Source organism: Streptomyces sp. SID12488, assembly GCF_010548275.1.
Classification (GTDB): domain Bacteria; phylum Actinomycetota; class Actinomycetes; order Streptomycetales; family Streptomycetaceae; genus Streptomyces.
Genome location: NZ_JAAGLT010000003.1, coordinates 143,193 through 166,267 on the forward strand (window position 1 = coordinate 143,193; position 23,075 = coordinate 166,267).

General features: G+C 67.9%; 21 protein-coding genes and 1 riboswitch. Of the genes, 9 read left to right on the forward strand and 12 right to left on the reverse strand.

Features of this window, described 5'->3' with window-relative positions; genetic code table 11:
* Positions 1-65 precede the first annotated feature (65 nt).
* On the forward strand, positions 66-860 hold the full coding sequence (locus G3I56_RS06755; protein WP_164407954.1) for a class II aldolase/adducin family protein: 795 nt from the start codon (positions 66-68) through the stop codon (positions 858-860).
* Between the two features lie 50 nt (positions 861-910).
* Here G3I56_RS06755 and G3I56_RS06760 read toward each other — a convergent pair whose 3' ends face one another.
* Complete coding sequence (locus G3I56_RS06760) at positions 911-1,792, reverse strand: DUF4429 domain-containing protein (RefSeq protein ID WP_164407955.1); 882 nt, start codon at positions 1,790-1,792, stop codon at positions 911-913.
* Positions 1,793-2,070: 278 nt separating this feature from the next.
* Here G3I56_RS06760 and G3I56_RS06765 point away from each other — a divergent pair, with 278 nt between their 5' ends.
* Both G3I56_RS06765 and G3I56_RS06770 read left to right on the forward strand, forming a co-directional pair.
* Positions 2,071-3,348 (forward strand): hypothetical protein, encoded by a 1,278-nt coding sequence (locus G3I56_RS06765; protein ID WP_164407956.1) that lies wholly within the window; start codon positions 2,071-2,073, stop codon positions 3,346-3,348.
* 378 nt (positions 3,349-3,726) lie between these two features.
* Positions 3,727-4,263, forward strand: a complete 537-nt coding sequence (locus G3I56_RS06770; protein ID WP_164407957.1) for a DoxX family membrane protein — start codon at positions 3,727-3,729, stop codon at positions 4,261-4,263.
* A 1-nt stretch (position 4,264) separates the two neighbouring features.
* On the opposite strand, the gene G3I56_RS06775 is transcribed toward G3I56_RS06770, so the two are convergent.
* The 5 genes from G3I56_RS06775 to G3I56_RS06795 all read right to left on the reverse strand — a co-directional run bounded on the left by G3I56_RS06775 (position 4,265) and on the right by G3I56_RS06795 (position 8,972).
* Complete coding sequence (locus G3I56_RS06775; RefSeq protein ID WP_164407958.1) at positions 4,265-4,855, reverse strand: recombinase family protein; 591 nt, start codon at positions 4,853-4,855, stop codon at positions 4,265-4,267.
* Between the two features lie 689 nt (positions 4,856-5,544).
* The gene (locus tag G3I56_RS06780; RefSeq protein ID WP_164407959.1) at positions 5,545-6,375 is read right to left on the reverse strand and encodes a helix-turn-helix transcriptional regulator; all 831 of its coding nucleotides are present in this window, start codon (positions 6,373-6,375) and stop codon (positions 5,545-5,547) included.
* A 3-nt stretch (positions 6,376-6,378) separates the two neighbouring features.
* Positions 6,379-6,900, reverse strand: coding sequence for a DUF6879 family protein (locus tag G3I56_RS06785; RefSeq protein ID WP_164407960.1), 522 nt, complete (start codon positions 6,898-6,900; stop codon positions 6,379-6,381).
* Positions 6,884-7,093 carry a hypothetical protein gene (locus G3I56_RS06790; protein ID WP_164407961.1) on the reverse strand — a complete coding sequence of 70 codons (210 nt, stop codon included), beginning with the start codon at positions 7,091-7,093 and terminating at the stop codon, positions 6,884-6,886. Before G3I56_RS06790 ends, G3I56_RS06785 begins: the two co-directional genes overlap by 17 nt.
* Before the next feature lie 331 nt (positions 7,094-7,424).
* Positions 7,425-8,972 carry a recombinase family protein gene (locus G3I56_RS06795; protein ID WP_164407962.1) on the reverse strand — a complete coding sequence of 516 codons (1,548 nt, stop codon included), beginning with the start codon at positions 8,970-8,972 and terminating at the stop codon, positions 7,425-7,427.
* A 2-nt stretch (positions 8,973-8,974) separates the two neighbouring features.
* On the opposite strand from G3I56_RS06795, the gene G3I56_RS06800 reads away from it, so the two are divergent.
* Positions 8,975-9,118 carry a hypothetical protein gene (locus tag G3I56_RS06800; protein ID WP_164407859.1) on the forward strand — a complete coding sequence of 48 codons (144 nt, stop codon included), beginning with the start codon at positions 8,975-8,977 and terminating at the stop codon, positions 9,116-9,118.
* A 73-nt stretch (positions 9,119-9,191) separates the two neighbouring features.
* On the opposite strand, the gene G3I56_RS06805 is transcribed toward G3I56_RS06800, so the two are convergent.
* The gene (locus G3I56_RS06805; RefSeq protein ID WP_164407963.1) at positions 9,192-9,464 is read right to left on the reverse strand and encodes a hypothetical protein; all 273 of its coding nucleotides are present in this window, start codon (positions 9,462-9,464) and stop codon (positions 9,192-9,194) included.
* Entirely contained in the window at positions 9,451-10,980 is a 1,530-nt protein-coding gene (locus tag G3I56_RS06810; RefSeq protein WP_164407964.1) for a PspC domain-containing protein, read from the reverse strand. Before G3I56_RS06810 ends, G3I56_RS06805 begins: the two co-directional genes overlap by 14 nt.
* Positions 10,981-11,159: 179 nt before the next feature.
* Between G3I56_RS06810 and G3I56_RS06815 the strand changes: the two genes are divergently transcribed.
* Together G3I56_RS06815 and G3I56_RS06820 are read left to right on the forward strand one after the other, a co-directional pair.
* Entirely contained in the window at positions 11,160-12,452 is a 1,293-nt protein-coding gene (locus tag G3I56_RS06815; protein ID WP_239134753.1) for an ATP-binding protein, read from the forward strand.
* The gene (locus tag G3I56_RS06820; RefSeq protein ID WP_203689354.1) at positions 12,449-13,261 is read left to right on the forward strand and encodes a response regulator transcription factor; all 813 of its coding nucleotides are present in this window, start codon (positions 12,449-12,451) and stop codon (positions 13,259-13,261) included. The genes G3I56_RS06815 and G3I56_RS06820 overlap by 4 nt, the downstream gene beginning before the upstream one ends.
* Positions 13,262-13,280: 19 nt before the next feature.
* Here the strand turns inward: G3I56_RS06820 and G3I56_RS06825 are convergent, their stop codons facing one another.
* Positions 13,281-14,417, reverse strand: a complete 1,137-nt coding sequence (locus G3I56_RS06825) for a C40 family peptidase (protein WP_164407966.1) — start codon at positions 14,415-14,417, stop codon at positions 13,281-13,283.
* Between the two features lie 476 nt (positions 14,418-14,893).
* Between G3I56_RS06825 and G3I56_RS06830 the strand changes: the two genes are divergently transcribed.
* Positions 14,894-15,247 carry a hypothetical protein gene (locus G3I56_RS06830; protein WP_164407967.1) on the forward strand — a complete coding sequence of 118 codons (354 nt, stop codon included), beginning with the start codon at positions 14,894-14,896 and terminating at the stop codon, positions 15,245-15,247.
* A 43-nt stretch (positions 15,248-15,290) separates the two neighbouring features.
* Here the strand turns inward: G3I56_RS06830 and G3I56_RS06835 are convergent, their stop codons facing one another.
* Positions 15,291-16,475, reverse strand: coding sequence for a C40 family peptidase (locus G3I56_RS06835; RefSeq protein ID WP_164407968.1), 1,185 nt, complete (start codon positions 16,473-16,475; stop codon positions 15,291-15,293).
* 7 nt (positions 16,476-16,482) lie between these two features.
* Positions 16,483-16,656, reverse strand: a riboswitch (cyclic di-AMP (ydaO/yuaA leader).
* 294 nt (positions 16,657-16,950) lie between these two features.
* On the opposite strand from G3I56_RS06835, the gene pcrA reads away from it, so the two are divergent.
* Positions 16,951-19,500, forward strand: coding sequence for a DNA helicase PcrA (gene pcrA, locus G3I56_RS06840; protein WP_164407969.1), 2,550 nt, complete (start codon positions 16,951-16,953; stop codon positions 19,498-19,500).
* A gap of 78 nt (positions 19,501-19,578) precedes the next feature.
* Here the strand turns inward: pcrA and G3I56_RS06845 are convergent, their stop codons facing one another.
* Positions 19,579-21,135, reverse strand: coding sequence for a M23 family metallopeptidase (locus G3I56_RS06845; RefSeq protein WP_343239882.1), 1,557 nt, complete (start codon positions 21,133-21,135; stop codon positions 19,579-19,581).
* Positions 21,136-21,366: 231 nt separating this feature from the next.
* The gene (locus tag G3I56_RS06850; RefSeq protein WP_164407971.1) at positions 21,367-22,269 is read right to left on the reverse strand and encodes an alpha/beta fold hydrolase; all 903 of its coding nucleotides are present in this window, start codon (positions 22,267-22,269) and stop codon (positions 21,367-21,369) included.
* 401 nt (positions 22,270-22,670) lie between these two features.
* Here G3I56_RS06850 and G3I56_RS06855 point away from each other — a divergent pair, with 401 nt between their 5' ends.
* Positions 22,671-23,033, forward strand: a complete 363-nt coding sequence (locus G3I56_RS06855; protein ID WP_164407972.1) for a cobalamin-dependent protein — start codon at positions 22,671-22,673, stop codon at positions 23,031-23,033.
* Positions 23,034-23,075 lie beyond the last annotated feature (42 nt).

Consider the following 23,075-nt stretch of genomic DNA (forward strand, 5'->3'; position numbering starts at 1 on the left):
CCTGTTCTCCTGCGCGGACCGACGGTAACTTCCGCTCCGTAAAGGAACCCAGTGCTGGAGGACCTATGCACGGGCCCACTCCGCCCCTGCCGTTGCCCACCGACCAGCTGCAGTTCGCGATGCCCCCGATGTACGAGTCGCTCGACGACGAGCGAAGGCACCGCAAGGAACGGCTGGCCGGAGCGATCAGGCTGTTCGGACGGTTCGGCTTCGAGGACGGTGTCTCGGGGCACATCACGGCGCGCGACCCCGAGTACAGCAACTGCTTCTGGGTGAACCCGTTCGGGATCCCCTTCAAGCAGGTCACCGTGAGCGACCTCGTCATGGCCAACCAGGACGGCCAGGTCATCGAGGGCCGCTACCACATCAACCAGGCGGCCTTCACCGTGCACGCCCAGGTGCACGCCGCCCGCCCGGACGTCGTCGCCGTGGCCCACTGCCACTCCGTGCACGGCCGTGCCCTGTCCGCCCTCGGCGATCTCCTCGACCCGATCACCCAGGAGAGCTGCGCCTTCTACGAGGACCACGCGCTCTACGACGCGTACACGGGCGTCGCCGTGGACGCCGACGAGGGCCGGCGCATCGCGTCCGCGCTGGGCTCCCGCAAGGCCCTCGTGCTGCGCAACCACGGGCTGCTCACGGTGGGCGACTCCGTGGACGCGGCGGCCTGGTGGTTCCTGTCGATGGAACGGTCGAGCCAGGTCCAGCTGACGGCGCGGGCGGCGGGCCGACCCATCCTGATCGACCACAAACAGGCGGTCTCGACGCGGGAGCAGCTCGGCGGCGACCTGGTCGCGTGGATCAACTACCAGCCCCTGTGGCGGGACATCAGCAGGAGCGAGCCGGACCTGTTGGGTTAGCGGGCCTGGGGGAGCCGGCAGCCCCGAGCGGGCCGGAAACCCCGAGTGGGTCAGAAGCCCCGCAGGACGGTCGCCTTGGTGGTCGCGAACTCCTCGTCCGTGAGCACGCCCTCGCGGTGCAGCTCGCCCAACTCCCGGAGCCTGCGCAGGAGTACGTCGTGATGGTCGGACCGGGGCGGGATCTCGGGCGTGGGGCGGGGCCGCTCCACGTGGTCGACCGCTCGGGTGGAGGGGTGCGGCAGGCGGGCGGTGACCGCGGTCGCGACGAGTGCCGTGAGCAGGTCACGGCGGGTGCTCCCCCACAGGTCGAGGGCGTAGGGGTCCTTCTCGGGCGGCAGCTTGGAGAACACCGTCTCGCGGGTCACGAAGCGCATGAAGCCGTCCTGGTAGCCGGAGTTGGGCAGCCAGTCGACCTGGACGAGATCGTGGGTGGAGATGATGCGGGGGCCGGTGGCGCGCTTGATCCGGTCGGCGGTGTCGGCCCAGTCGATGCGGACCTGTGTACCGTCGAACGACACCATGCCGTCGCTGGACCGCACCGACACCGGCACGGGCGGGCCCGGGAGCAGATACGCCTTGGCCGGCTCCTCGGGAACCTGGTCGAGGAGCAGGGCGTGCCGGATCTCCTCGGCGACGTACTCGGCGACTCCGGACCGGTCGATGTCCACGATCAGCCGGTACGGGTCGGCGGCCTCCGGCAGCCGTCCGCCGGTCGCCTGGAGCAGCGGGTCGGCGCCCTCGCGGAGCCGGAGCCGCAACCGCCCACGTTTGCGTTCGGGTTCGTAGACGATGCCCGAGACGGCTTCCAGGGGCACGGCGACCTCGCCGTACGTCTGCCGGAACAGCGGCACGGAACGGTGGAGACCCGGCGTGATCCTGACCGTGCTGCCGTCGAAGGCCCAGGTTCCGTCGCGCTGGATGATCTCGGCCATACGCGAATTCTCGCAGCCGGGTCAACACGGAGGTCGTGGTTTCACTCGCCTTTTCCGCTGCCGGGGCCGACCTGCCGTACACGACGGGTGTTAGGTAGGGCACAATTCGCTCTCGTCGTGGGGGAGTTGCGCGAGCCAGGATTCGGGCTCCATAAGTCACGGTGTGCCCCGGTTTGATCCAGCATGGTTTCCGGTGTCGGTTCCGGTGGGTTTTCCGGTGTGTTGATGTCCTGGTTCGTGATGTGTCGTGTCGGGTGCGGGGAAGGCGGGCGGCGGGCGTGGCGTTGCAGGAGGCGAGGCAAGGTGTGCTGCCCGGGGAGCACGGGGGTGGCTGCGCCTGCGGGGACTGCCCGCACGGGGCGCGTACGGGACACCGGCGTGCGGTCGCCGAGTTCCTGCTCATGCGGGAGGGGTTCGCGGCCGGGCAGGGGCTGCCCGCCGCGGTGGCGCACTCGGCCTCGGCCTCCCGCCAGTGGGTCTCGGACGAACTGACCCAGTCCGCGGCGGTCGTCGCCGAGCGCGGCCGGGCCGAGGGCGAGGTGTGGCTCGCCCGGCTGTGGCGCCGCACGGCGTTCACGGTGTGGGTGCTGATCGGCGTCCTGCTGCTCGTCCAGGCGCTCACCGCGATCGGGGCGGGCTGGACCGCCGCCCGGACGGCCGGACTGGTGGCCGCCGTACTGGTCGGCGGCGCGCTGACCGCCGCGTCCTGGTTCCACCGGGCGCGGGGCGGGGCGCTGGCGCCCCTGATCGGCGAGGACAACCGCCTGTCCACCTCCCGAGTGGTGGCGGCGAGCTGGGTGCTGTTCCTGGCGTACGCCGTTCTCGTGCTGGTCGGCCGACTGGCCGCTGCCTCGGGCCACGAGGAGCGCGACGCGCTGATCGCCGGCCTCGACCTCGCCCGGGGCGCGGGCGTCGTGACCGTCCTCGCGGTGGTGTGCGCCATCGCGGTGCTCGTACGCAGGGTGGTCGGCCTGCGCGTCCTCGGCCAACGCCTGCAGAAGGTACGCGCGGACCGCCCCCGCGCGGCCGACCTCCTGACGGACGACGCGGGCCGCGGCACGTTCGCGGACATCCAGTACGTGATGATCGGCACGGTCGCTCTCCTGTTCGCGGTCGTACGGCTGGCCCGGCGCCCTGATCAGTTGCCGGACCTGCCGTGGGGGCTGGCGGTGGTGGTGCTGGTGTCGGCGGCGACCTACGTGGCCGGCAAGTACTCGGAGGGCGGCCGGCCGGTGATCCTGTCGGTCGTCCGGTCCCGGGAGGCGGGCGACCTGGACGGCCCGATCCGCACCGGCGACGACATCGAGATCCGCGGCGCCGGCTTCGTGCCCCCGGGCGCGGGCACCGCCGACCGGCTGTCCCGCATGGTCGTCCGCATCGGCCCGGTCCACGTCCATGTCCCCCTGGTTCCGGTGCCCGGCGGCTTCAGCAACCCCCGCGACGAGGTACTGACGGTGCCGGTACCGGCGGATGTGGAGCCCGGCCGGGTGGAGGTGCAGGTGGTGACCGCGGCGGGCGTGGAGACGAACCGGTGCGTGATCGATGTGACGGACTGATCGATATGACGGACTGAGGGGTCGGTTCGGGTGGGTCTGCCTCCGGTGGTGGGGTTTCGCATCGCGCGCCATGCCGTGGCGAAGCCGGGGCCGGGGCCGCGCCGGGGGTATCCGTCCTCGGACGGGCGTGAAATCGGATGGTCACCAACGCGCCGGTGCTGACACGCCGGTCGCTGCGGACGGAGCCTCCCGACACGTCCCCTGCCGTGGTACGGCGGCTGCGGCCGGGCGGGGGCTTGCGCCTCCCGGCTTGCCCGGCCACCGCTGCTTCCCAGCTGTAACCGGGAAAAATGCCGTGCCGGAGGTGAGCGAGGTCACGTTGTCGTGCGTATGGTCTGTTGAGGGGTCAACGTTGGCAGGCGAGAGGCGGCTAGGGCGATGGCTCACAGCACTCGAACGGACACGCACTCCCCTTATCTCGACGGCGACCGGGACTGGCGGAACACCGCCACTCGCTACGCCCTGCTGCCCCTGCGCGTCTTCCTTGGCGTCACCTTCATCTACGCCGGCCTGGACAAACTCACCGACAGTTCCTTCTTCGCCAGCTCCGGATCAGGCTCCGTCGGTGACCTGATGCGCTCGGTCCGCGACTCCTCCGCGATCCCGGCTCTGGTGGACCTCGCCCTCAAGAACCCTTCCGGCTTCGGCTACGCCATCGCCTTCGGTGAGCTGGCCGTCGGTATCGGCACACTGCTGGGGCTGCTGGCCCGGCTGGCGGCGGTCGGTGGCGCCCTGATCTCGCTCAGCCTCTGGCTGACCGTGAGCTGGGCCTCCGATCCGTACTACTACGGGAACGATCTGCCGTACCTGTTTTGCTGGGTACCTCTGATGCTGGCTGGGGCTTCCGTCTGGTCATTGGATGCCTGGTTCAGGGGTCGACGGCGGGGCCGGGGCCAGTCGGGGGCCTGGAGGTAAGTCAGAGCTTCTCCTGGTCGGGCAGGTGCCGGTACAGGGTCGCCCTGGACACTCCCAGAGCCTTCGCTATGGCGTTGACGCTCTCACCCTTGGCCTTCCTCGCCTTGGCCACGGTGAGGAGATCATCGTTGATGACTGTGGGGCGTCCTCCGGTGCGACCTTGCGCCTTGGCTGCTGCCAGCCCGGCCTTGGTCCTGTCCTTGATGAGGGAGCGCTCGAACTCCGCCATGGCGGCGATGATCCGGAAGAAGAGACGGCCGTCGGCGGACGTTGTGTCTACGGCGCTGAGAGCCCCTGTCAGCACCTTGAAGCCAACGCCACGGCCTCTCAGGCCGTCCACGATGCCCACAAGGTCGATGAGGGACCTGCCAAGCCTGTCGAGCTTCCAGACGACGAGAGTGTCTCCCGCCCTCAGGTAGTCGAGTACGGCTGTCAGTTCAGGGCGATCGGTGTTCTTGCCTGATGCCTTGTCTTCAAAGATCCGAGAGCATCCCGCCTCGGTGAGCGCATCTCCCTGAAGCTGTGCGTCCTGGTCGTCGGTTGAGACTCGGGCGTAGCCGATGAGGTGGCCGGTGGTGGTGTTCGTCGTCACACCTCGACTGTCTCATAACGCGTCTCAAAACATCAGCCACTTCGAATAGTTGTGAGACGACTTTTGGGCACCTCTGGGGGTCTCTGTGGCGCTCGTTGCCTCCGTCTCGTAAACCAAGGTTTCTGAGACACGACCCGGGGTGTCCGGCGGCGTGCACCGGGGGTAATGAGGGTGGAGTTACCTGGCGTGGACCGCAGGGGTAGGTTCCTTCGGCGCTGTACGGGTTTCAGGACTTGCCGCGTTTCGTGCATCGCGTGCACTGACAGGGAGGCCAAGCCGGGGTGATGAGGGGCTGAAGGTCGTCCGCCGTGGACACGGTTCGCTCAGGTTCCCAGGTCTTCCCTGAGTCGCGGGAGACCCGCATGGTCATCAAGGGGCGGTCGTCGAAGAGTCCAACCGCTTTCTCGGAGCTCATGAGTTGTGTGCCTCGGCGTGATGCTGGCGCAGCTTGACGTTCGCATCAGAGATGGCGCTGTAGTCGCTTCTCGACTGGGAATTCTTTCGACGTACGCAGATGTCGAGACAGACGCTGCATCCTGGTACCGCTCTTGGCTCTGGCGGCAGTTCGTTGAGCCCGTAGCCCTGAGGTTGCCGTGTCCTCGCCATCAGTCCTCCCCGGTTTCGTGACCCATCCATGGTCCACCGGTTGGCGAGCAACGCCGATCAATATTCCCGTTGCTGACTAAAGATCATCGATAGCGGTCTGCACACTGCTCAAGAAACTCCCTTGCTTCACCTCTGAATAGAGCGTGACGCTCGAACGAGGTAAAGACGGCAAGGTACTCATAGATGTCACGGGGATCACGAAAGACCATGCGGCCAGTGAAGTTCTCGACCGTGGCCAATCGGTCGTCATAGACGCTGAAGGTGTTCATCGGTCCGCGTGGTATCACCGTGCCCATCGGGATAACTCCCATGCGGATGTTGGGGAGGTGGGAGACTGACGTGAGGCGGTCAATCTGAACGGCCAGGGCGGAGTGAGGGACGACTGCCCACCTCACTGCCTGTTCCGTGAGGAGGAACGTGAACGTCTTCGTCGTGTCGTAGAGAACTGCCTGACGCTCCAGTTTCCTCGTGATGGTCTTGGAAGGGTCGCCCGGCGTGTGGCTCAGGCTGGCGCGGATGTACTCCGGTGTCGCCAACAGCCCTGTGATCATCGCTGGCAGAAAGTACCGCAGCTCTGTCGCTTCAGACTCCAGTGAGGCCAACTCCGTCTGACGCTTCTCCATCCCTCTGCGCCAGGAAGAGCGCTTGTCCTGCCACTCGGTGTTGGCGATCCGAGCAAGGGCGGTAACCTCTGTAACCAACTCAGGGGGAGCGTCCAGGGCGCGAAGGATTCGTTCGACGTCGACCAGCTTCGGTGTCTTCTTGCCGGTCTCGAACTTGCTGATCTGGCTCTGGGACATGTTGCAGCGCCTTGCGAGCCGATCTCCCGTGAGACCGGCTCGCTTACGCAACTCGCGGAGCTTTTCTGCCAGATCAGTCCTCGACTGCCCTAGCTGCTCGGGCTCGAACGTCACTCGTCACTCGGCTTCTTTCGCGTACTCGAAGAACGGTACGGAGTGGGCCAGAGCTATGCGCTTCCACTCCAGATACGGAGCGATGTCTCCAGTGAACAGTTCACGGTTGATCTGTGTCCCGTCTGGGCGGAAGTTGAGGCGCACCACTTGCGTCTCGTCGAACATCCACCAGTCGGTTCCCGAGAGCGGCAGGCCATAGTCATCGTCTGTGACATCGAGGATGCGCATATCCTCCCCAGCTTGGATGTTCCCGGGGATTCCCCAAGCGAATTGGTATCGCTGATAGTCCGTCAACGGTCGTCGTACGATCCGTACTCGCCCGATGCTCCGTCCCGATGCCGCGTAGCCGTGAACGCGCTCATGCCAGCGTGAGTTGTGATCGGCAGGCTTGGGTTCCCCCCGAAGGAACCGAGCAACGTTCTCGGTCTCCTTTGGCATGGTGTAGGTGGGCTGAGCCTCGAACCGCCATGCGTCACGTTCGTAGGCGTCGAATGTCCTGCGCCACTCGTCACCATCCAAGAGCACGTACGGCCTCCCTGAGCACTGCTTCGGGGATCTCTACCAGAGCCTCACCCCTGGGCGGCTGGAAGGCGCTGGACACGTCCCCCTGGACCACGATGGAGCCGCTTGCCGTGCGGTAGACGTTTGGGCAGTCGTCGTCATCGCAGTTGGGTCCGTCGAGCTTGCCGGTGAGACGGGTCAGTTCTTCACGCGCCATGGTGCCCCCTCGTCTGTGACCCCTGTTGGGGCTCTTGCTGATCGACGCTACGTAGGCTGTTGTTCCTCGTCCATGCCGGAACCGAACTATTCCCGATGCGGAATAAACGATCTTTGACCACGCTGCCCCTCGCCCTGTGTGGTCCCCCTGAGGGTGCTGTCGGCCGCGCGTGGTGTGGCCCTGCTCTCAGATGCTCAGGCTGCTGTCCCGGAGCTGAACAAAGGACGCGTACATTATTTATGTGGGGGGTTGTATATACCCCCCACGAAAAGAGCCTCCAGGAGTCACTGGTACTGGTGGGCATCCCCGCTCAAGAGGGATGCCCTCTGAGTCAGTGAATAGTGAATGGCTCACTTCGGTTTCCTAGGTCCACTTCTCCACCGAAGTCGGTGGTGTTGGAGACTCCCTTGGTGAGGGGATTTAGCCGGATGGTGATTCCTGCCTTCAACAGGTGACGTGTTCTCTCGACCTCATTTCCTTTGTTCCTCTCCCACATGTGACGGAAGGTCTCCCCGGTGTCCCGGTACTCGTATCTATCCGGCTTGTCTCCTTCGGCTGTCAGAGAGTCATGTTCCTCATAGAGGGCTGCAATCTCTTCCTCTGTGGCTTTCTTTGCGAATCCCGATGAGTTCTTGCCGCCGGGGCGGAGAGATCTCTGTAGTTCCGTTACATACTCTTCGATCTCCCGGAGTCTCTGAGAGTTGTTCGACCCCTTTACGTAGTGACGCTCGTGCATAGGGAAGTCCCCGATGGTTCCGAGGATCATCGTCTCGACAAGCTCCTCCACCTTCTCGGCGCGGAAGGCGTACCCCTTGCCGCAGGACTCCCGATTCGCTGCTTTATTGCATCGATACACCGGCTTGCCTTGCTGTCTCTCCGGGTTGAATAGATACAGGTTCTTGCCGCATCCGCCGCAGAGCACAACTCCGCGATAGGCGGTCGTGTTCTTGGTGGAGCGACGGGCGGCACCGGGGCGTCCGTTCATCTCATCTTGGAGCTTCGCCCATTCGTCGTCTGTGAGAATGGGGTCTGCCATCCGGATCTTCCCCTCGGAAGTGAGGATGGCTTGCGATACCCCGTACTTCTTTCCGGGAACCTTCACCTCCTCGCATTTCCAGCCGAGGATGGTTTCTGACCTCAGAATGTTAGTGATGGTGCGGCTCCGCCACACGGGCATAGACGTGCCGTTTTTCTTTCGGCGCTCGGACGTTCTCTCGCCCGCAGGAGAGGGAACCCCTCTGGTGGTGAAGTCGTCACAGATGGTCGAGTAAGGCTCCCCGTCCTCGACTACTCGTTTGTACATCTCCCGGATGGCTTGCTTTTGATTCTCCCGAACTCGAAGCCTCATCGCGCCATCGGTGTCACGGAAGGACTCGTAACCGTAGGGAGGGTTGCCCTTAGCCCAGACGTTCTTTGACTTGGCGTAGCTCTGGAACGACTTCACTCGCATGGAGATGTTCTGCGCTTCGGTCTCGGCGATAGCCGCGAACAGGTCGATGATGACGTGCCGGAATGGGCCGATCATGTCGAGCACAGGTTCTTTGACCGAAACCAAGGCCTTGCCGCCGTGTGCAGTCGCCCACTTGATCATGTCCTGCATGTCGACGACCTTGCGGACGAACCGGTCCATCTTCCAGAACAGCAACAGGTCGAACTCTGGCGCCCGGTTGTTCAGCCACTCCCCGAGTTCTGGTCTCTTGAAGGGGTGTGACTTGGTGGCGGAGATGTGAGCGTCTCTGGCTACGCCTACTACCTGCCAGCCGAGATGCTGCCTCTCGTTCACGTAGGCCGTGCAGTCCTGGAGCTGTCGTTTCAGCGAGGTGGATGCATCGGTCTCGTTGCTGATCCTGAGGGCGATCAGTACACGCACAGGCTTCATGGATGATGACCCTGCAACAGCAGTACGCAAGTGATCTCCCCTACCTGATGGCCTGGCTCCCCCTGGTCCTCGCCGGCGCGTCCGTCTTCTCCGTGGACGCCGCCCTACGGGCACGACGGCGGCAGCGGTCCGGGGGATATCGCTAGCAGGTGGTCAGGTGGTCAGGTGATGGGGAAGTCGGCGCGCGTGAGCGTGTCGGCGGGCGGCGGGCCGGTCGGTTCAGTTGGGTACCTTCGGTGGCCTTGTCGGTCCTGCCGTATCCGTCGCGTCGTCGGTGGGTGCCGCCGCGCGGCGAGACCTTGTGCGGCGGCGTATCGCCCCGGTCAGAAGGGCCACCACACCTGCCAGGGTCAGGCCGAACACCAGGAGTGGGATCACCGCGAACCAGGGTGTCTCCCAGGCGTCGCCCGCGTCGCCCACATAGGTGACGCCGGCGATGGTGACGAAGAGGCCGGCGATCAGCTTTCCGGGCTGCAACTCATGACGTAGCACGGGTCACCTCCGCCTGTCCCAGGCCGACTTCGAGGTCGATGTCGACCGTGCCCGCGTTGGCGCTCCCGCTCGTCGGCGACAGCGTGACCTGCTTGTGCTTACCCGGTGCCACGTCCACGTCCTGTCTGTCTTCGCCGGGCAACTGGATGTCACCTATGCCCACCTCGATGTCCGCCCGCACTGTGACGCCCTTCGGCACGATCACCTCGATCCGGCCCGCGCCCACCTCGACCGCCGTTGTCACCGTCTGCCCCTTGGTGAGGCGTAGCCCGGTCAGGTCCAGCGTGGCTACGCCCGTACCGAGGTCATACCTCGGTAGAACCTCTGCCACCGTGGTCGGCGCCCACTGCGTGCGCACCCAGTGGGTGCTGACGTCCTTGGGCAGGGCGGCCGAGCCCGCCAGCAGGGCCGCCGTGATGATCGCCAGGAAGATCGATCCCGCTCCGGTACGACCGAGGAACGCGCTGACCGCGATGCCGACGCCGAACACCGTGAGCGCGCAGGCCAGGCCGGTCTGCAAGCTGGTGGCGAGTGCCTCGTCGTCCCATTTCACGGCGGTACCGAGGAAACCGGCGAGGAGGGCGAGCAGAAGGATCCAGCCGCCGATCCAGCGTGGGCCGCGCGGCTTCGGCTGGCTGGGCCAGGAGGCCCGTATGCCCGGATGGAGTCCGCCGTAGTTGCCGTGGGTGATGTTGACCGCCGCCGAGATGTCCCGGTCGCGGGTGTCGTGGGGGCCCCACAGATAACCCGTACCGCCGACGTGGGTGCCGTCCTTGACGATGGGGTCGCGCCACCAGGACGGGTAGGCGGAGGGGACCGGGGGCGCCTGGGCCTCGGGTGGGGCGTCGGCGACGGCCTGGGCGGCCAGTGGGTCGGGGTCGGGGGCGCCGCGGTTGCGCGACCAGTAGCCGGCGCCCGCGAGGAGAATGGACAGTATGACGGCGAAGGAGAGCACCCCGCCGTTCTTCAACATCGTCAGGAACACACCGCAGCCGACCAGAGCGAAGAGCACGGCCGCCAGCGCCTGGCCGTCCACGCGTCCGGTGAGCAGTTTGCGGACCTCGTTCTCCTCCTCGTCGTCGTACGGCACGATCAGCCAGGCGAAGCCGTAGAAGATGAGGCCGATACCGCCGGTCGCGGAGAGCACCGCGAGCGTGATCCGGAAGATCACCGGGTCCATGTCGCACGTCCGCCCGAGCCCCGCGCACACGCCGCCCAGCATCTTCTGACGTCGGTCGCGCCGGAACCTGGCCGGCAACTGCTCGTCGGCGCTGGCAGCCGTGGCAGCCGTGGGGGATGCCGCAGAGGTGTGGGAACTCGCGTGCGCTTCCGCGCCCGCACCTGAACCCCTGTCCGCTCGTGCGCCCGTGTCCGGGTGCTCGGGCGCGCGCGGTTCCCCTTTCTCCGTGGGCGGGGTCGCCGCGGCGGGTGCGGCATCCTGCGGCCCGGCGCCCGGGGTGGGGCGCGGGCCGGAGCCGGGTCCCGGACCCGTCGCGGCGTGTGCGTGATCTGTCATGCGTCCATGGTGGCGCCTGAGACGGCCCGGCGGCAGCCGGAATGACCCTGGGTGAACCCTGATATCGGCCCTGAGAGAGGGCGGGGGAAACGTTCGAGGGAAGGGAGGCTCGAAGATCAGGGGAGTCTCGGGGGCCGACCCTGATGCCCGGGCCCGCCGGGCGTGTGAACATCGATGGCATGCCGGATGCCGCAGCGTTGCCACTCGTCGAACCGCGGCCCCCGCGCAAGCTCTACCGCAGCAGCGACGGACGCTGGCTCGGAGGCGTGGCGCGAGGGCTCGCAGGGCACCTCGGGCTGCCCGTGATCTGGCTGCGCCTCATGTTCGTCGGCTTGTTCATGGCGGACGGACTTGGTGCGCTGCTGTACGCGGCCTTCTGGTTCTTCGTCCCGCTCGGTGTCGGCGGCGTCGAGGCCCAGCGGCCCCCGTCCCTCGTCAGCACCGAGACCTCGCTCGACGGCCGCCGCAGACTCGTCGCCCGCAAGCCGGACAAGGGGCAGATCGTCGCCCTGCTCCTCATGGTCGTCGTGGCCATGGTGTTCGTCGGCAATGTGAATCTCGGCGGAGGCGCCAAGGCCTATCTGTTCCCGACCGTGCTCGTCGCCGCCGGCGTCGCCCTGGTCTGGCGCCAGGCGGACAACTCGCGGCGGGCCCGCTGGATGGAGGTCGGTGGCCGTCGGCGCACGCTCACCCTCGTCCGAGCCGCGGCCGGCGTCATGCTGGTCACGGCGGGCGTGTCCGGCGTCTTCGTCCTGCAGGGCTCCGCCGCCCACCTCGGCTCGGTACTGCAGGCAGCGCTCGCGGTGCTGGTCGGGACGGCGCTGCTGGCCGGTCCGTATCTCGTCCGTATGACCCAGGACCTCTCCGAGGAGCGCCTGATGCGCATTCGCGCCCAGGAGCGCGCGGAGGTCGCCGCCCATGTGCACGACTCGGTGCTGCACACCCTGACCCTGATCCAGCGCAACGCGGAGAGCGCGAACGAGGTGCGCCGCCTGGCCCGCGCACAGGAGCGCGAACTGCGCAACTGGCTCTACAAACCGGCGGGCACCGGAAAGGAAGAGGACGACGAACCCGGCACCCTCGCCGAAGCTGTGCGGCGCAGCGCGGCCGAGGTCGAGGACAAACACGGTGTCCCCATAGAGGTGGTGGTCGTCGGTGACTGCCCGCTCGACGACAGAACCGGCGCACAGATGCAGGCCGCGAGGGAAGCGATGGTGAACGCCGCCAAGTACGGTGGCGAGGGCGGCGCGGTGCAGGTCTACGCCGAGGTCGAGGGCAGGACGGTCTTCGTGTCCGTCCGGGACCGCGGCCCCGGCTTCGACCTCGACTCCATACCCGTCGACCGCATGGGCGTCAGAGAATCGATCATCGGCCGTATGGAGCGTCACGGTGGTACGGCGCGACTGCGCGCGGTACCGAGCGGCGGCACGGAGGTCGAGCTGGAGATGGAGAGGGCGGAGAGCACGTCATGAGCGAGGCGCACGGGGACAACAGGCAGACCGGTTCGGCCGGTTCGGCGGAGTCGGGCGAGCCGACGGCACCTGCCGAGCCGACGGCGGATGCCGTGGCCGGACAGGTCGGCGAGTCCGCCGCCGTCGGCGGCAGTGGTGACGCGGTCGGGCGGCGGGTGCGTGTGGTGCTCGTCGACGACCACCGTATGTTCCGTACGGGTGTTCAGGCCGAGATCGGGGAGACCGAGCGGACCGGCGTCGAGGTGATCGGCGAGGCCGCCGACGTCGACCAGGCGGTCACCGTCATCACCGCCACCCGGCCCGAGGTGGTCCTCCTCGACGTCCATCTGCCGGGCGGTGGCGGTGTCGAAGTGCTGCGCCGCTGTGCCCCGTTGATGGCCGACGCGACCCAGCCGGTCCGTTTCCTCGCGCTGTCCGTCTCGGATGCCGCGGAGGACGTCATCGGCGTGATCCGCGGCGGCGCGCGGGGATACGTCACGAAGACGATTACCGGCACGGACCTCGTCGACTCGATCTTCCGCGTCCAGGACGGCGACGCGGTGTTCTCGCCGCGCCTCGCCGGGTTCGTCCTGGACGCGTTCGCGTCCACCGACGCTCCGCCGGTGGACGAGGACCTCGACCGTCTCACCCAGCGCGAGCGAGAGGTACTGCGGCTGATCGCCAGGGGCTACGCGTACAAGGAGATCGCCAAGCAGCTCTTCATCTCCGTGAAGACGGTGGAGTCGCATGTGTCGGCAGTGCTCAGGAAGCTCCAGTTGTCGAACCGGCACGAATTGACGCGGTGGGCCACGGCACGGCGTCTCGTCTAGGCCAAGGCCGGGCCCTGCCTCACACCACCCTCGTGGCTCCCGCGAACGGCATCTCGTCCAGAGGTGCCACCCGTACCGGCGCCGACGGGTTCGGGGCGTGGATCATCTGGCCACGGCCCACATAGATGCCCACATGACTGATGCCCGAGTAGAAGAACACCAGGTCGCCAGGGAGGAGTTCGGACTGTGAGACACGCCGGCCGGCGTTGATCTGGGCGTAGGTGGTGCGGGGCACGGAGATGCCCGCGGAGCGGTACGCGGCCTGGATGAGGCCCGAGCAGTCGAAGGCGTCCGGCCCGGTGGCGCCCCAGACATAGGGGCTGCCGAGCTTCTGGTAGGCGTAGGAAACAGCCGCGGCCGCACGCGAGTTGGGTGCTTCGGCCACTCCGGAAGCCCGGGACGTCCCGGAAGCGCCGGACGCCCCAGTGGCTCCAGTTGTCCCTGGCGCCCCCAGGCCCTCCCGGGCACCCGCCGACGACCGTGAGGCGTGCTCTCCGCCCCAGCCGCCGTCGCCACTGGCGCCCTCCGCCGTGAGCCGGGCGCGTTCCTCCGTGCTGAGGCGGGACAGCAGTCGGCGGGCCTCACCCAGCTTTCCCGTCACGGTCTTCTTGTGGTGGTTCAGCTCGGCCTGGCGGGCCTTGAGGGAGGTCAGTTCGACGTGGGCGGCCCCGCGGAGCTGCTCGATCTCCCGCAGTTGCTCGCGCACCCGGGCCACGTTCGACGCCTGTCTGCTGCCCGCCCGTTCGGCGAACGCGGCGCCGTCCAGATAGCCGTCGGGGTCCTCGGAGAGGGCGAGTTGCAGCGAGGGGTCGAGCCCGCCGGAGCGGTACTGTGCCGCGGCCATCGAACCCAGCGCCTCCCGAGCCGAGTTGAGCCGTTCCTCCTTGCGCGCCGCCTCGTCCCGCAGGGTGCCCAGCCGCCGCTCCGCCCGATCGGCCTTCTCCTTCGAACCGTTGTACTTCTCGGTGGCGACCTCCGCCTCCTCGTACAGCTTGTGCACCTTGGCCTCGACCTGCGCGGAGGTCAGCTGTGGCTCGGCGTACCCGATGCCGTCGAAGCCCGTCGCCGTCGCCGCGCCCGCGAGGGCGATCGTCGCGGCGGTGCGGGCCGTATTGCCGTTGAGCGAGCGCTGTCGGGGCTTGCGGTGCGCTGCCACCGGGGTGTCACGTCCTTTCGTACGACCGCCACTGCGGTCACCGCCGGACGGCTGCCTGGGAAGCGGACCCAGGAGGGCGGTTGCGCGTCCGGCGGCGGCTCGCACAGGGGGAGCGGTCCGCCGCCGGACTTTCTCGGCGGTGGTGTCCGACTGCCGCCCCTGGCCCGGGCGGCGGTGGGGAGCCGGGCACCTGGTGGAGGACGCTAAACCTGAGTGGGGCGCGGGGGTAACGCCATGTACGGAACTGGCTTCAGTCGATCACCGGGTGACCGCATGCGACCGTGATCCAGTTCCGGCGCCGCCGACTTCACGCAGACGGCTGACCGATGCGGAGGTTCACGGGGCACGTGGGGGTGACACGGTGCTATGGGGTGCATATATGCGAGGTCTCCGGGCGCCGTGGCTACGCCTCGCGAACGCCGTACGCCTGGCCCGGTGTCGTACGGCGTGGGCGCCGCTGGCTAGGCTCCGGGCTCATGGACGTACTCATCCATCTCTTCGTCGGCCTGCACATCATCGGCATCGCCTCGCTCCTGGGCGGGTTTCTCACCCAGTTGAAGGCGCTGGGGCAGGGCGTGGCCCGCTTCGTGCCCGCGATGCTGCACGGCGCCTTCACCATGCTGGTCACCGGTGTCGCCCTGGTGGGTCTCAACCAGGCCGACGACCAGCCGGTCAACAACATCAAGATCGCTGTGAAGCTGGCCCTGCTGATCGTGATCCTCGGCCTCGTCTACGTGAAGCGGGACGACGAGACCGTGGACAAGCGGCTGTTCGGGCTGGTCGGCCTGTTCACCACAGCGAACATCTTCATCGCCGTGCTCTGGACCTGACCTGACCTGGCCTGAACAGACCGGACCTCCCGTCCGCTGTGCGTCAGGCCGGGCGCACCACGCTGTGGATCGTCGACTCGCCGTCGTAGAAAATCGATTCCTCACGGACGTACGCACCCGGCTTCGGGGCGTGGATCATCATGCCGTTGCCGATGTACAGGCCGACGTGGCTGATGTCGTCGCAGAAGAAGACCAGGTCACCCGGCTGGATGTCGGAGAAGGAGACCGTCGTGCCCGCGTTCACCTGGTCGTAGGTGGTGCGCGGGAGGGTGACTCCGGCAGCCCTCCAGGCGGCCTGGGTGAGGCTCGAGCAGTCGTACGAGTCCGGACCCGTCGCACCCCAGACGTACGGCTTGCCGACCTGTGCGCGCGCGAAGGCCAGGGTTTTCTCGGCCTTGGTGGCGTACGAGGAGTCGGGGATCGTCGTCGACATGTCCGGGGCGGTGCTGCCCATCGACTGCTGCGCAGCCGCTGCCGCTGCTTCATTTCGGCGCTGTTGCTCCGCCGCCGTCTGTTGCTGCTCGGCGAGTTCCTGCGCCTGGCGGCGAGCCCGCGCCTGCTTCTCCCGTTCGATCGCCGCGAGCCGCAGCTTCTCCTCGGCGGTGAGGCGGGAGAGCAGCCGGCGGGCCTGCACCAGCTTCGTCTGGACGGCGGTCTTGGTCGTCTGCAGCTCGTCCTGGGACTCGGTGAGCGACTCGAGGGCCGCAGCGGCCTTCTGGCGCTTCCGCGTCGTCTCGGCCTGCTGGGTGACGTAGTCATCGGCCGCGTCCTTCTGGCGGGCGGTCGGACGGCCCATCAGCTGGTTCTGGTCGAGGTAGTCCTGCGGGTCGTCCGCGAGCAGGAAGGTCGCCGTACGGTACTGGGCGGTGGCGACGGAACCCAGTTCCGCGCGCGCGTCGTTGACCTTCTGGGTGCGGTGGGCCACGTCGTCCATCAGGGCGTCGACGCGCGCCTGCTGCTTGGTGGCCTTCTCCTTGGCGGCGTTGTACACGTCGGCGGCCGACTCGGCCTTGTGGTAGAGGTCGTCGTCCTCCGCCTCGACCTCCTCCATGCTCGGCCGGTCGTCGGCCGAGGGCGCCGGGGGCGTGCTGGGCTCCGCGGGCGCGGCGTTGGCGGTCTGCGTCAGCAGGGCTACGGAGGCGGTCAGGGCCGCCGTGGCGAAGGCTGGGGTTTGTATGCCTGCTACGCGCGTTCCCGTAGGACGCGACTTGCGGTGCGACGACGCCAAGGGAGGCGACTCCTTCCACGTTCCGCCTACCGGGTTAGCTGTCGGGTTCGGGCGGGTAGTTCGGAAGGATTGCCCTACGGTCCTTGCCCTGGACGGCAGTCGGACCGATTCACCCCAAGTGCTCGGTGGGTCCCCGGCTCCTGCCGCAGGGCGGCACGATCGGACTCGGCGGAGGCCGCGCGGCCCGGCGATGTTCGCCGGTGGGGGTCGTGCGGCCTTACGGCACGCTAACCAACAGGTGTGGTTCCTGTGAAGGTTGGTGACCGTTATGTCCGATACGTTTTTGTGACCTTGGTCCTAAACATGGCTCACTGTGATCAATCAGAAATGGTCTGTGGCAGTAGCCGGTGAATTGCGGAGTTGGCCCTGTTTCGGAACCGCTGTCCGGACAGGCCCGGTCGTCCGGCGCGGATACCGGGGGATGTTTTCGGGGTGGGGGCGGGCTGTCAGTGGGGAGGCCTAGACTCGGAGAGCGATGAGCAGCCTCTTTGACGACAGCTTCCTGGCGGACCTCCAGGGCCCTCGGGCCCGCGAGGAGGAACCCCCGCCGCCGCCCGAGGACGAGCATGTGCCGGAGCCCGTTCCGGACGACCTGTTCGGCGGGAAGTTCGACGCGCCGCCGGACAGGGACGCGTACTACCGCGACGGCGCCCCCCGCCCGGTGGTCGACCCGGCCGCGCTCCTGGACGGGCTGAACGAGAACCAGCGCGCGGCCGTCGTGCACGCCGACACCCCTCTGCTCATCGTGGCGGGCGCCGGCTCCGGCAAGACACGTGTGCTCACGCACCGCATCGCGTATCTGCTCGGCGAGCGGGGCGTCCACCCCGGCCAGATCCTCGCGATCACCTTCACCAACAAGGCCGCCGGCGAGATGAAGGAGCGCGTCGAACACCTCGTCGGCCCGCGCGCGAACGCCATGTGGGTGATGACGTTCCACAGCGCGTGCGTGCGGATTCTCCGGCGGGAGAGCAAGAGGCTCGGCTTCACCTCCTCCTTCTCCATCTACGACGCCGCCGACAGCAAGCGGCTGATGGCGCTCGTCTGCCGCGATCTGGATCTGGACCCCAAGCGTTTCCCGCCCAAGTCCTTCAGCGCGAAGATCTCCAACCTGAAGAACGAGCTGATCGACGAGGAGGACTTCGCCGCCCAGGCGAGCGACGGTTTCGAGAAGACCCTCGCCCAGGCGTACGCGATGTACCAGTCGCGGCTGCGTGAGGCCAACGCGCTCGACTTCGACGACCTGATCATGACGACGGTCAACCTGCTGCGCGCCTTCCCGGACGTCGCCGAGCACTACCGCCGCCGCTTCCGGCACGTCCTCGTCGACGAGTACCAGGACACCAACCACGCCCAGTACGCGCTCGTACGGGAACTCGTCGGCACCGCCGAGCACACCGGCGACGACGCCGACGTACCGCCGAGCGAGCACGACCTGCCGCCCGCCGAGCTGTGCGTGGTGGGTGACGCCGACCAGTCGATCTACGCTTTCCGGGGCGCGACGATCCGCAACATCCTCCAGTTCGAGGAGGACTACGCGGACGCGACGACGATCATGCTCGAACAGAACTACCGCTCCACGCAGACGATCCTGAGCGCCGCCAACGCGGTCATCGAGCGCAACGAGTCGCGCCGCCCCAAGAACCTGTGGACCAACGCGGGCGAGGGCGCGCGCATCACCGGCTATGTCGCCGACACGGAGCACGACGAGGCGCAGTTCGTCGCCGAGGAGATAGACCGGCTGACGGACGCGGGCGACGCGAAGGCGGGAGACGTCGCCGTCTTCTACCGGACGAACGCCCAGTCCCGTGTCTTCGAGGAGATCTTCATCCGCGTCGGCCTGCCCTACAAGGTCGTCGGCGGCGTCCGCTTCTACGAGCGCAGGGAGGTCCGGGACGTCCTGGCCTACCTGCGCGTCCTCGCCAACCCGGAGGACTCGGTGCCGCTGCGCCGCATCCTCAACGTCCCCAAGCGCGGCATCGGCGACCGCGCGGAGGCGATGATCGACGCGCTGTCCCAGCGCGAGAAGATCAGCTTCCCGCAGGCGCTGAAGCGCGTGGACGAGGCGTACGGAATGGCCTCGCGGTCGACCAACGCGGTCAAGCGGTTCAACACGCTGATGGAGGACCTGAGGACGATCGTGGAGTCGGGCGCCGGCCCGGCGACCGTACTGGAAGCCGTCCTCGAACGCACGGGCTACCTCGCCGAGTTGCAGGCGTCGACCGACCCGCAGGACGAGACCCGGATCGAGAACCTCCAGGAACTCGCCGCGGTCGCCCTGGAGTTCGAGCAGGAATCAGCGGCGGCTGGGGAAGCAGGCGAGGCGGACCAGGACCAGCCCGTGGACGGCGAACCGCCGGCCCCGGCCGGGCTCGCCGCGTTCCTGGAGCGGGTCGCGCTGGTCGCCGACTCGGACCAGATCCCCGACGAGGACGACGACGGCTCCGGCGTCATCACCCTGATGACCCTGCACACCGCCAAGGGCCTTGAGTTTCCCGTGGTGTTCCTGACCGGCATGGAGGACGGCGTCTTCCCGCACATGCGTGCCCTCGGCCAGGCCAAGGAACTTGAGGAGGAGCGGCGGCTCGCGTACGTCGGCATCACGCGCGCGCGTGAACGGCTGTACCTGACGCGCTCGTCACTGCGCAGCGCGTGGGGGCAGCCGTCGTACAACCCGCCCTCGCGTTTCCTGGAGGAGATCCCGGCGGCCCATCTGGAGTGGAAGCGCACGGGCGCGATGGCTCCGGCCACGTCCTCGGGCCCGGCCTCCGGGGTGACGTCCTCGCTGTCGTCCTCGCGCTCGCGCTCCGCGGCCTCGGGCGCGGCCGGCTTCGCCACACGCCGGGGCGGTGTCGAGAAGCCGGTCGTCGCGCTGGCGGTGGGGGACAGGGTCACGCACGACCAGTTCGGGCTGGGCACCGTGGTGGGTGTCAACGGCACGGGCTCGAACGCCGAGGCGACGGTCGACTTCGGCGAGGCCAAGCCGAAGCGGCTGCTGCTGCGGTACGCGCCGGTGGAGAAGTTGTGACGGGGCACCCGGGCATCGTCGAGATGCCCGGGTCACGCCGGTAACCAGGCAGGGGAAAGGGACCGGACCGGACAGGAACTACGTCGGGTCGAGGCCGTGGCTGCGCAGCCACGGGAGCGGGTCGATCGCCGAGCCGCCTGCGGGCCGTACCTCGAAGTGCAGGTGCGGGCCGGTCGAGTTGCCGGAGTTCCCGGAGTACGCGATGGGATCGCCGGCCTTGACCGTCGTACCGGACGGGACCTGGTAGGTGGAGAGGTGGCAGTACCACGTCTCCGTGCCGTCCTTGTCGGTCAGGATCATCATGTTGCCGTAGGCGCTGTTCCACTGCGTCCGTACGGTGCCGTCGGTCGCGGCCATCACCGTCGTGCCGTACGAGACGGGGAAGTCGATCCCGGTGTGCACGGACATCCAGTTGATGCCGGCCTGGCCGAAGTAGGCGCTGAGGCCGCGCTGTTGGACCGGGAGGGCGTACTTCGGGCGCAGTCGCTCCTTGCGGGCGGCTTCCGCCGCCGCCGCCTTCTTGTCGGCGAGCTGCTGGGCCTTGAGGTCGATACGTTCCTGCGTACGGCTGGCCCGGTCGGCGAAGTCGTCGGCGCCCGCGGAGAGGCTCTCCAGCTGGGAGTCCAGCTTGTTGTTCGCGGTGGACGGCTTCACGGCGACACCGTCCGGCGCCGATGCCGTCGTGTTCTGCTCGCTGTCACCGCTCATCCCGCCCACGGAGGCGGCGGCGATACCCGCGACCCCCATCACGCAGGCGGACGGAACGGCGATGGTCAGCAGGGCGGAACGTTTGGCCGGGGGTCGACGCCGGGACCGGCCCGCGTTGCGTGCAGCCGTACGGGACGCCGCGCGCCCGGCTCCGGGCAGCACGCCCGGGGCCTCTTCCTGGCCGTCGAGAAGCGAAGCCTCGGCGGGCAGCTCGCCGTCGGCGAAGGGATCCGACTCGTCGTCGGCGAGGGCGTGCCGGTCGTACTCCGCTGCGTCCACCATGTCCGTGACCTGCTCGAACATCGTGGTGGCCTGCTGGTCGTACTCGTGCTCATGCGCGTGGTCGTACTCGGTGGACGGGGCCGACGTGCTGTCGTCCGGGCCGCTGTCCGAGTTCCACTGGGTGGCGTCGTACACACCGGAGTCGAAGGCCTGCGTGCCCCATTCCCAGTGCTGGGTCTGGTCGGCCGGGCCGGCCTGCTCGGGCTGGAGCCAGGCGTTCGCATCCCAGTTGCCGCTGGTGTCGCCGCCCGGAGGCGTCGTCTGTGCGGGGATGCCGGCGAGCTGCTCGTAGCCGGGCGCCCAGGTGGTGGTGTCGTACGCCCCGGTGTCGTGGGCGGCGTGGTGCTGGGCCGCGTACGGGTCGTAGTTCAGGGTCTGGTGACTGCCGGTGGACCACTGGGAGTTGTCGTACGAACCGGTGGTGTCCCCGCCCGGCATGTTGCCGAAGAGAGGGTCGGTTTCGAAATTACCGGTGCCGGTACCCGTGCCCATGCCCGCCTCGAAACCGTTGGCGAAGGTGGGGTCGTGCGTGGTGAAGTCACCGAAAGGGACTTCCTGTGTGCCGTACGACGCGTAATGAGCCGTCGCGGCATCGGAAGCCGGAGCCGGGGTGGTCATGGTCCCCGACGGGTGACGTTCGTTCACCAACTTCTCTTTCGCCTCGACGACAAGGGCTGGCAGAGCAGTGCGGCGACTGTACCCGGCGGTACGCGGGCACGACAATCTTCCGCAGGTTTCGTGCTTGGGGGAAACGGGCATTCGGCCGTGTTTCGGGGGACTGCGGGCATGGGTTTGGCCTGGCGTTCGAAGATTGTTCGAATCTCGGAGGCTGTTCGGCGGTCCTGAACCGCCTGTGGGTGGCGTTCGGAGCCGCTTTCACGCCACAGTCAGTCCGCCGGCTTGGGCCTGGTCGGTCCGAGCCACGGCGGTGAGGGAGTGGTCGCTCTCGTCCAGGGCCTGCCGTATCCCGGTTGCGACGGCGGGGTGCACGGGCAGGGCGAGGTGGCCGATGCCGGTGACCTGCACGTTCTGCGCCAACAGGTCCGGGTGATCGACGCAGGCCGTCTCCGGCGGGTCCATCACGTGGTCCAGATCGCTCCAGAAGCTGACGAAGCGCGTACGGCAGTCCGGCGCGGGCAGGCGCAGTTCCTCGATGACCTCCGAGCCGGGGCGCATCTGGCGGACGATCGGGTGCGCGTCGGCCAGCGGGACGACCCGGGTGCCGGAGTGCGGCGTACCGAGGGTGACAAGCGTACGGACGCGGAGGTCACCGCCGAGGCGCTGCACGTAGTAGCGCGCGATCAGGCCGCCCAGGCTGTGCCCGACGATGTCCACCCGCGGCTGGCCCGTGCGCCTGCATATCTCCTCTATGTGCCGGCCGAGCAGCTCGGCCGCGGTGCGGATGTCGCAGGTCAGCGGGGAGTAGTTGAGCGACTCGATCTGCTGTCGGCCGTGCTGGGCGAGGGAGCGGCGCAGCAGGACGAAGACGGAGCGGTTGTCGATGAAGCCGTGGAGGAGGACGACAGGGGGTTTCGGCTCCGTCGGCAGGCGGGTGAGGGAGGCGGCGGTGGTGCGGTCTCCGGGGAGCGCAGAGGGGTCGGGGGTCGTCGGCCGGCGTTCCTGGACGATGCCCGACGGATAGAGGAGCAGATGTCCCGCCAGGATCGCGATCTCCAGGGCGGTCGCCTTGAGCAGCGCAGCGGAGAGTCCCGTCAGACTGCTCGGCAGGACGCGCCGGCAGAGTGGAAGCAGGGGCAGTGCTGCCCGGATGACCTTCATGGCCGACCTCCTGTCGGCACACGGGAGGACTTCTCTGTCCCCCATGTGCCCTCGTGGGGGGTCGCGACGAGGGCGGCCGGTGGTGGCGTCGGTGGTGGTGCACGAGTGAGGCGTGCGGCGTGTGTGACGCCAAGGGGTGGCGAAGCTCCTTGCCGGATGGCGACGAAGCTCCCCGCTGTCGTGCCCTTACTGCCCTTCGTGCCATCTCCGACGCACCGCACCCCCACGGCGCGCGGCTCGCGACGCGGTGGTGCGACGACCTCGATGTGACTCCCCTCGCGCCGGTCCCACCGGTGCGCGGTGAACGTGTCCCATCATGTGATTTCCCCCTCGGAATCCGTCGCGAAACTGCCGGTTACGGGATGCTGGACATAACGTTCGTTCACTTCATGGAGGCAGCGATGGGTGTGGCAGCCGGTCCGATCCGCGTGGTGGTGGCGAAGCCGGGGCTCGACGGGGACGACCGCGAGGCCGAGATGATCGCCCGGGCGCTGCGGGACGCCGGTATGGAGGTCATCTACACCGGCCTCCACCAGACCCCCGAGCAGATCGTCGGCACCGCGATCCAGGAGGACGCCGACGCGATCGGGCTCTCCACCCCCTCGGGCGCCCACAACACGCTCTTCGCGGCTGTGGTCGACCTCCTGCGGGAGCACGACGCGGCGGACATCAAGGTGTTCGGCGGTGAGATCGCCTCTGGGGCGACCACGGCTTCGGTCGTGGAGTGGGTGCGGCTGAACGTACGGGAGTCGGCGGGGGCGTAGTGCGTACTGGCGTAGGGCCTGGGGTGCGGGTGGTTCTCGGTC

Coding starts and splice junctions, on each gene's coding strand:
- G3I56_RS06755 (WP_164407954.1), top strand. CDS start 66: ATGCACGGGCCCACTCCGCCCCTGCCGTTGCCCACCGACCAGCTGCAG.
- G3I56_RS06760 (WP_164407955.1), bottom strand. CDS start 1,792: ATGGCCGAGATCATCCAGCGCGACGGAACCTGGGCCTTCGACGGCAGC.
- G3I56_RS06770 (WP_164407957.1), top strand. CDS start 3,727: ATGGCTCACAGCACTCGAACGGACACGCACTCCCCTTATCTCGACGGC.
- G3I56_RS06790 (WP_164407961.1), bottom strand. CDS start 7,093: ATGGCGCGTGAAGAACTGACCCGTCTCACCGGCAAGCTCGACGGACCC.
- G3I56_RS06795 (WP_164407962.1), bottom strand. CDS start 8,972: ATGAAGCCTGTGCGTGTACTGATCGCCCTCAGGATCAGCAACGAGACC.
- G3I56_RS06800 (WP_164407859.1), top strand. CDS start 8,975: ATGATGACCCTGCAACAGCAGTACGCAAGTGATCTCCCCTACCTGATG.
- G3I56_RS06810 (WP_164407964.1), bottom strand. CDS start 10,980: ATGACAGATCACGCACACGCCGCGACGGGTCCGGGACCCGGCTCCGGC.
- G3I56_RS06815 (WP_239134753.1), top strand. CDS start 11,160: ATGCCGGATGCCGCAGCGTTGCCACTCGTCGAACCGCGGCCCCCGCGC.
- G3I56_RS06820 (WP_203689354.1), top strand. CDS start 12,449: ATGAGCGAGGCGCACGGGGACAACAGGCAGACCGGTTCGGCCGGTTCG.
- G3I56_RS06830 (WP_164407967.1), top strand. CDS start 14,894: ATGGACGTACTCATCCATCTCTTCGTCGGCCTGCACATCATCGGCATC.
- pcrA (WP_164407969.1), top strand. CDS start 16,951: ATGAGCAGCCTCTTTGACGACAGCTTCCTGGCGGACCTCCAGGGCCCT.
- G3I56_RS06850 (WP_164407971.1), bottom strand. CDS start 22,269: ATGAAGGTCATCCGGGCAGCACTGCCCCTGCTTCCACTCTGCCGGCGC.
- G3I56_RS06855 (WP_164407972.1), top strand. CDS start 22,671: ATGGGTGTGGCAGCCGGTCCGATCCGCGTGGTGGTGGCGAAGCCGGGG.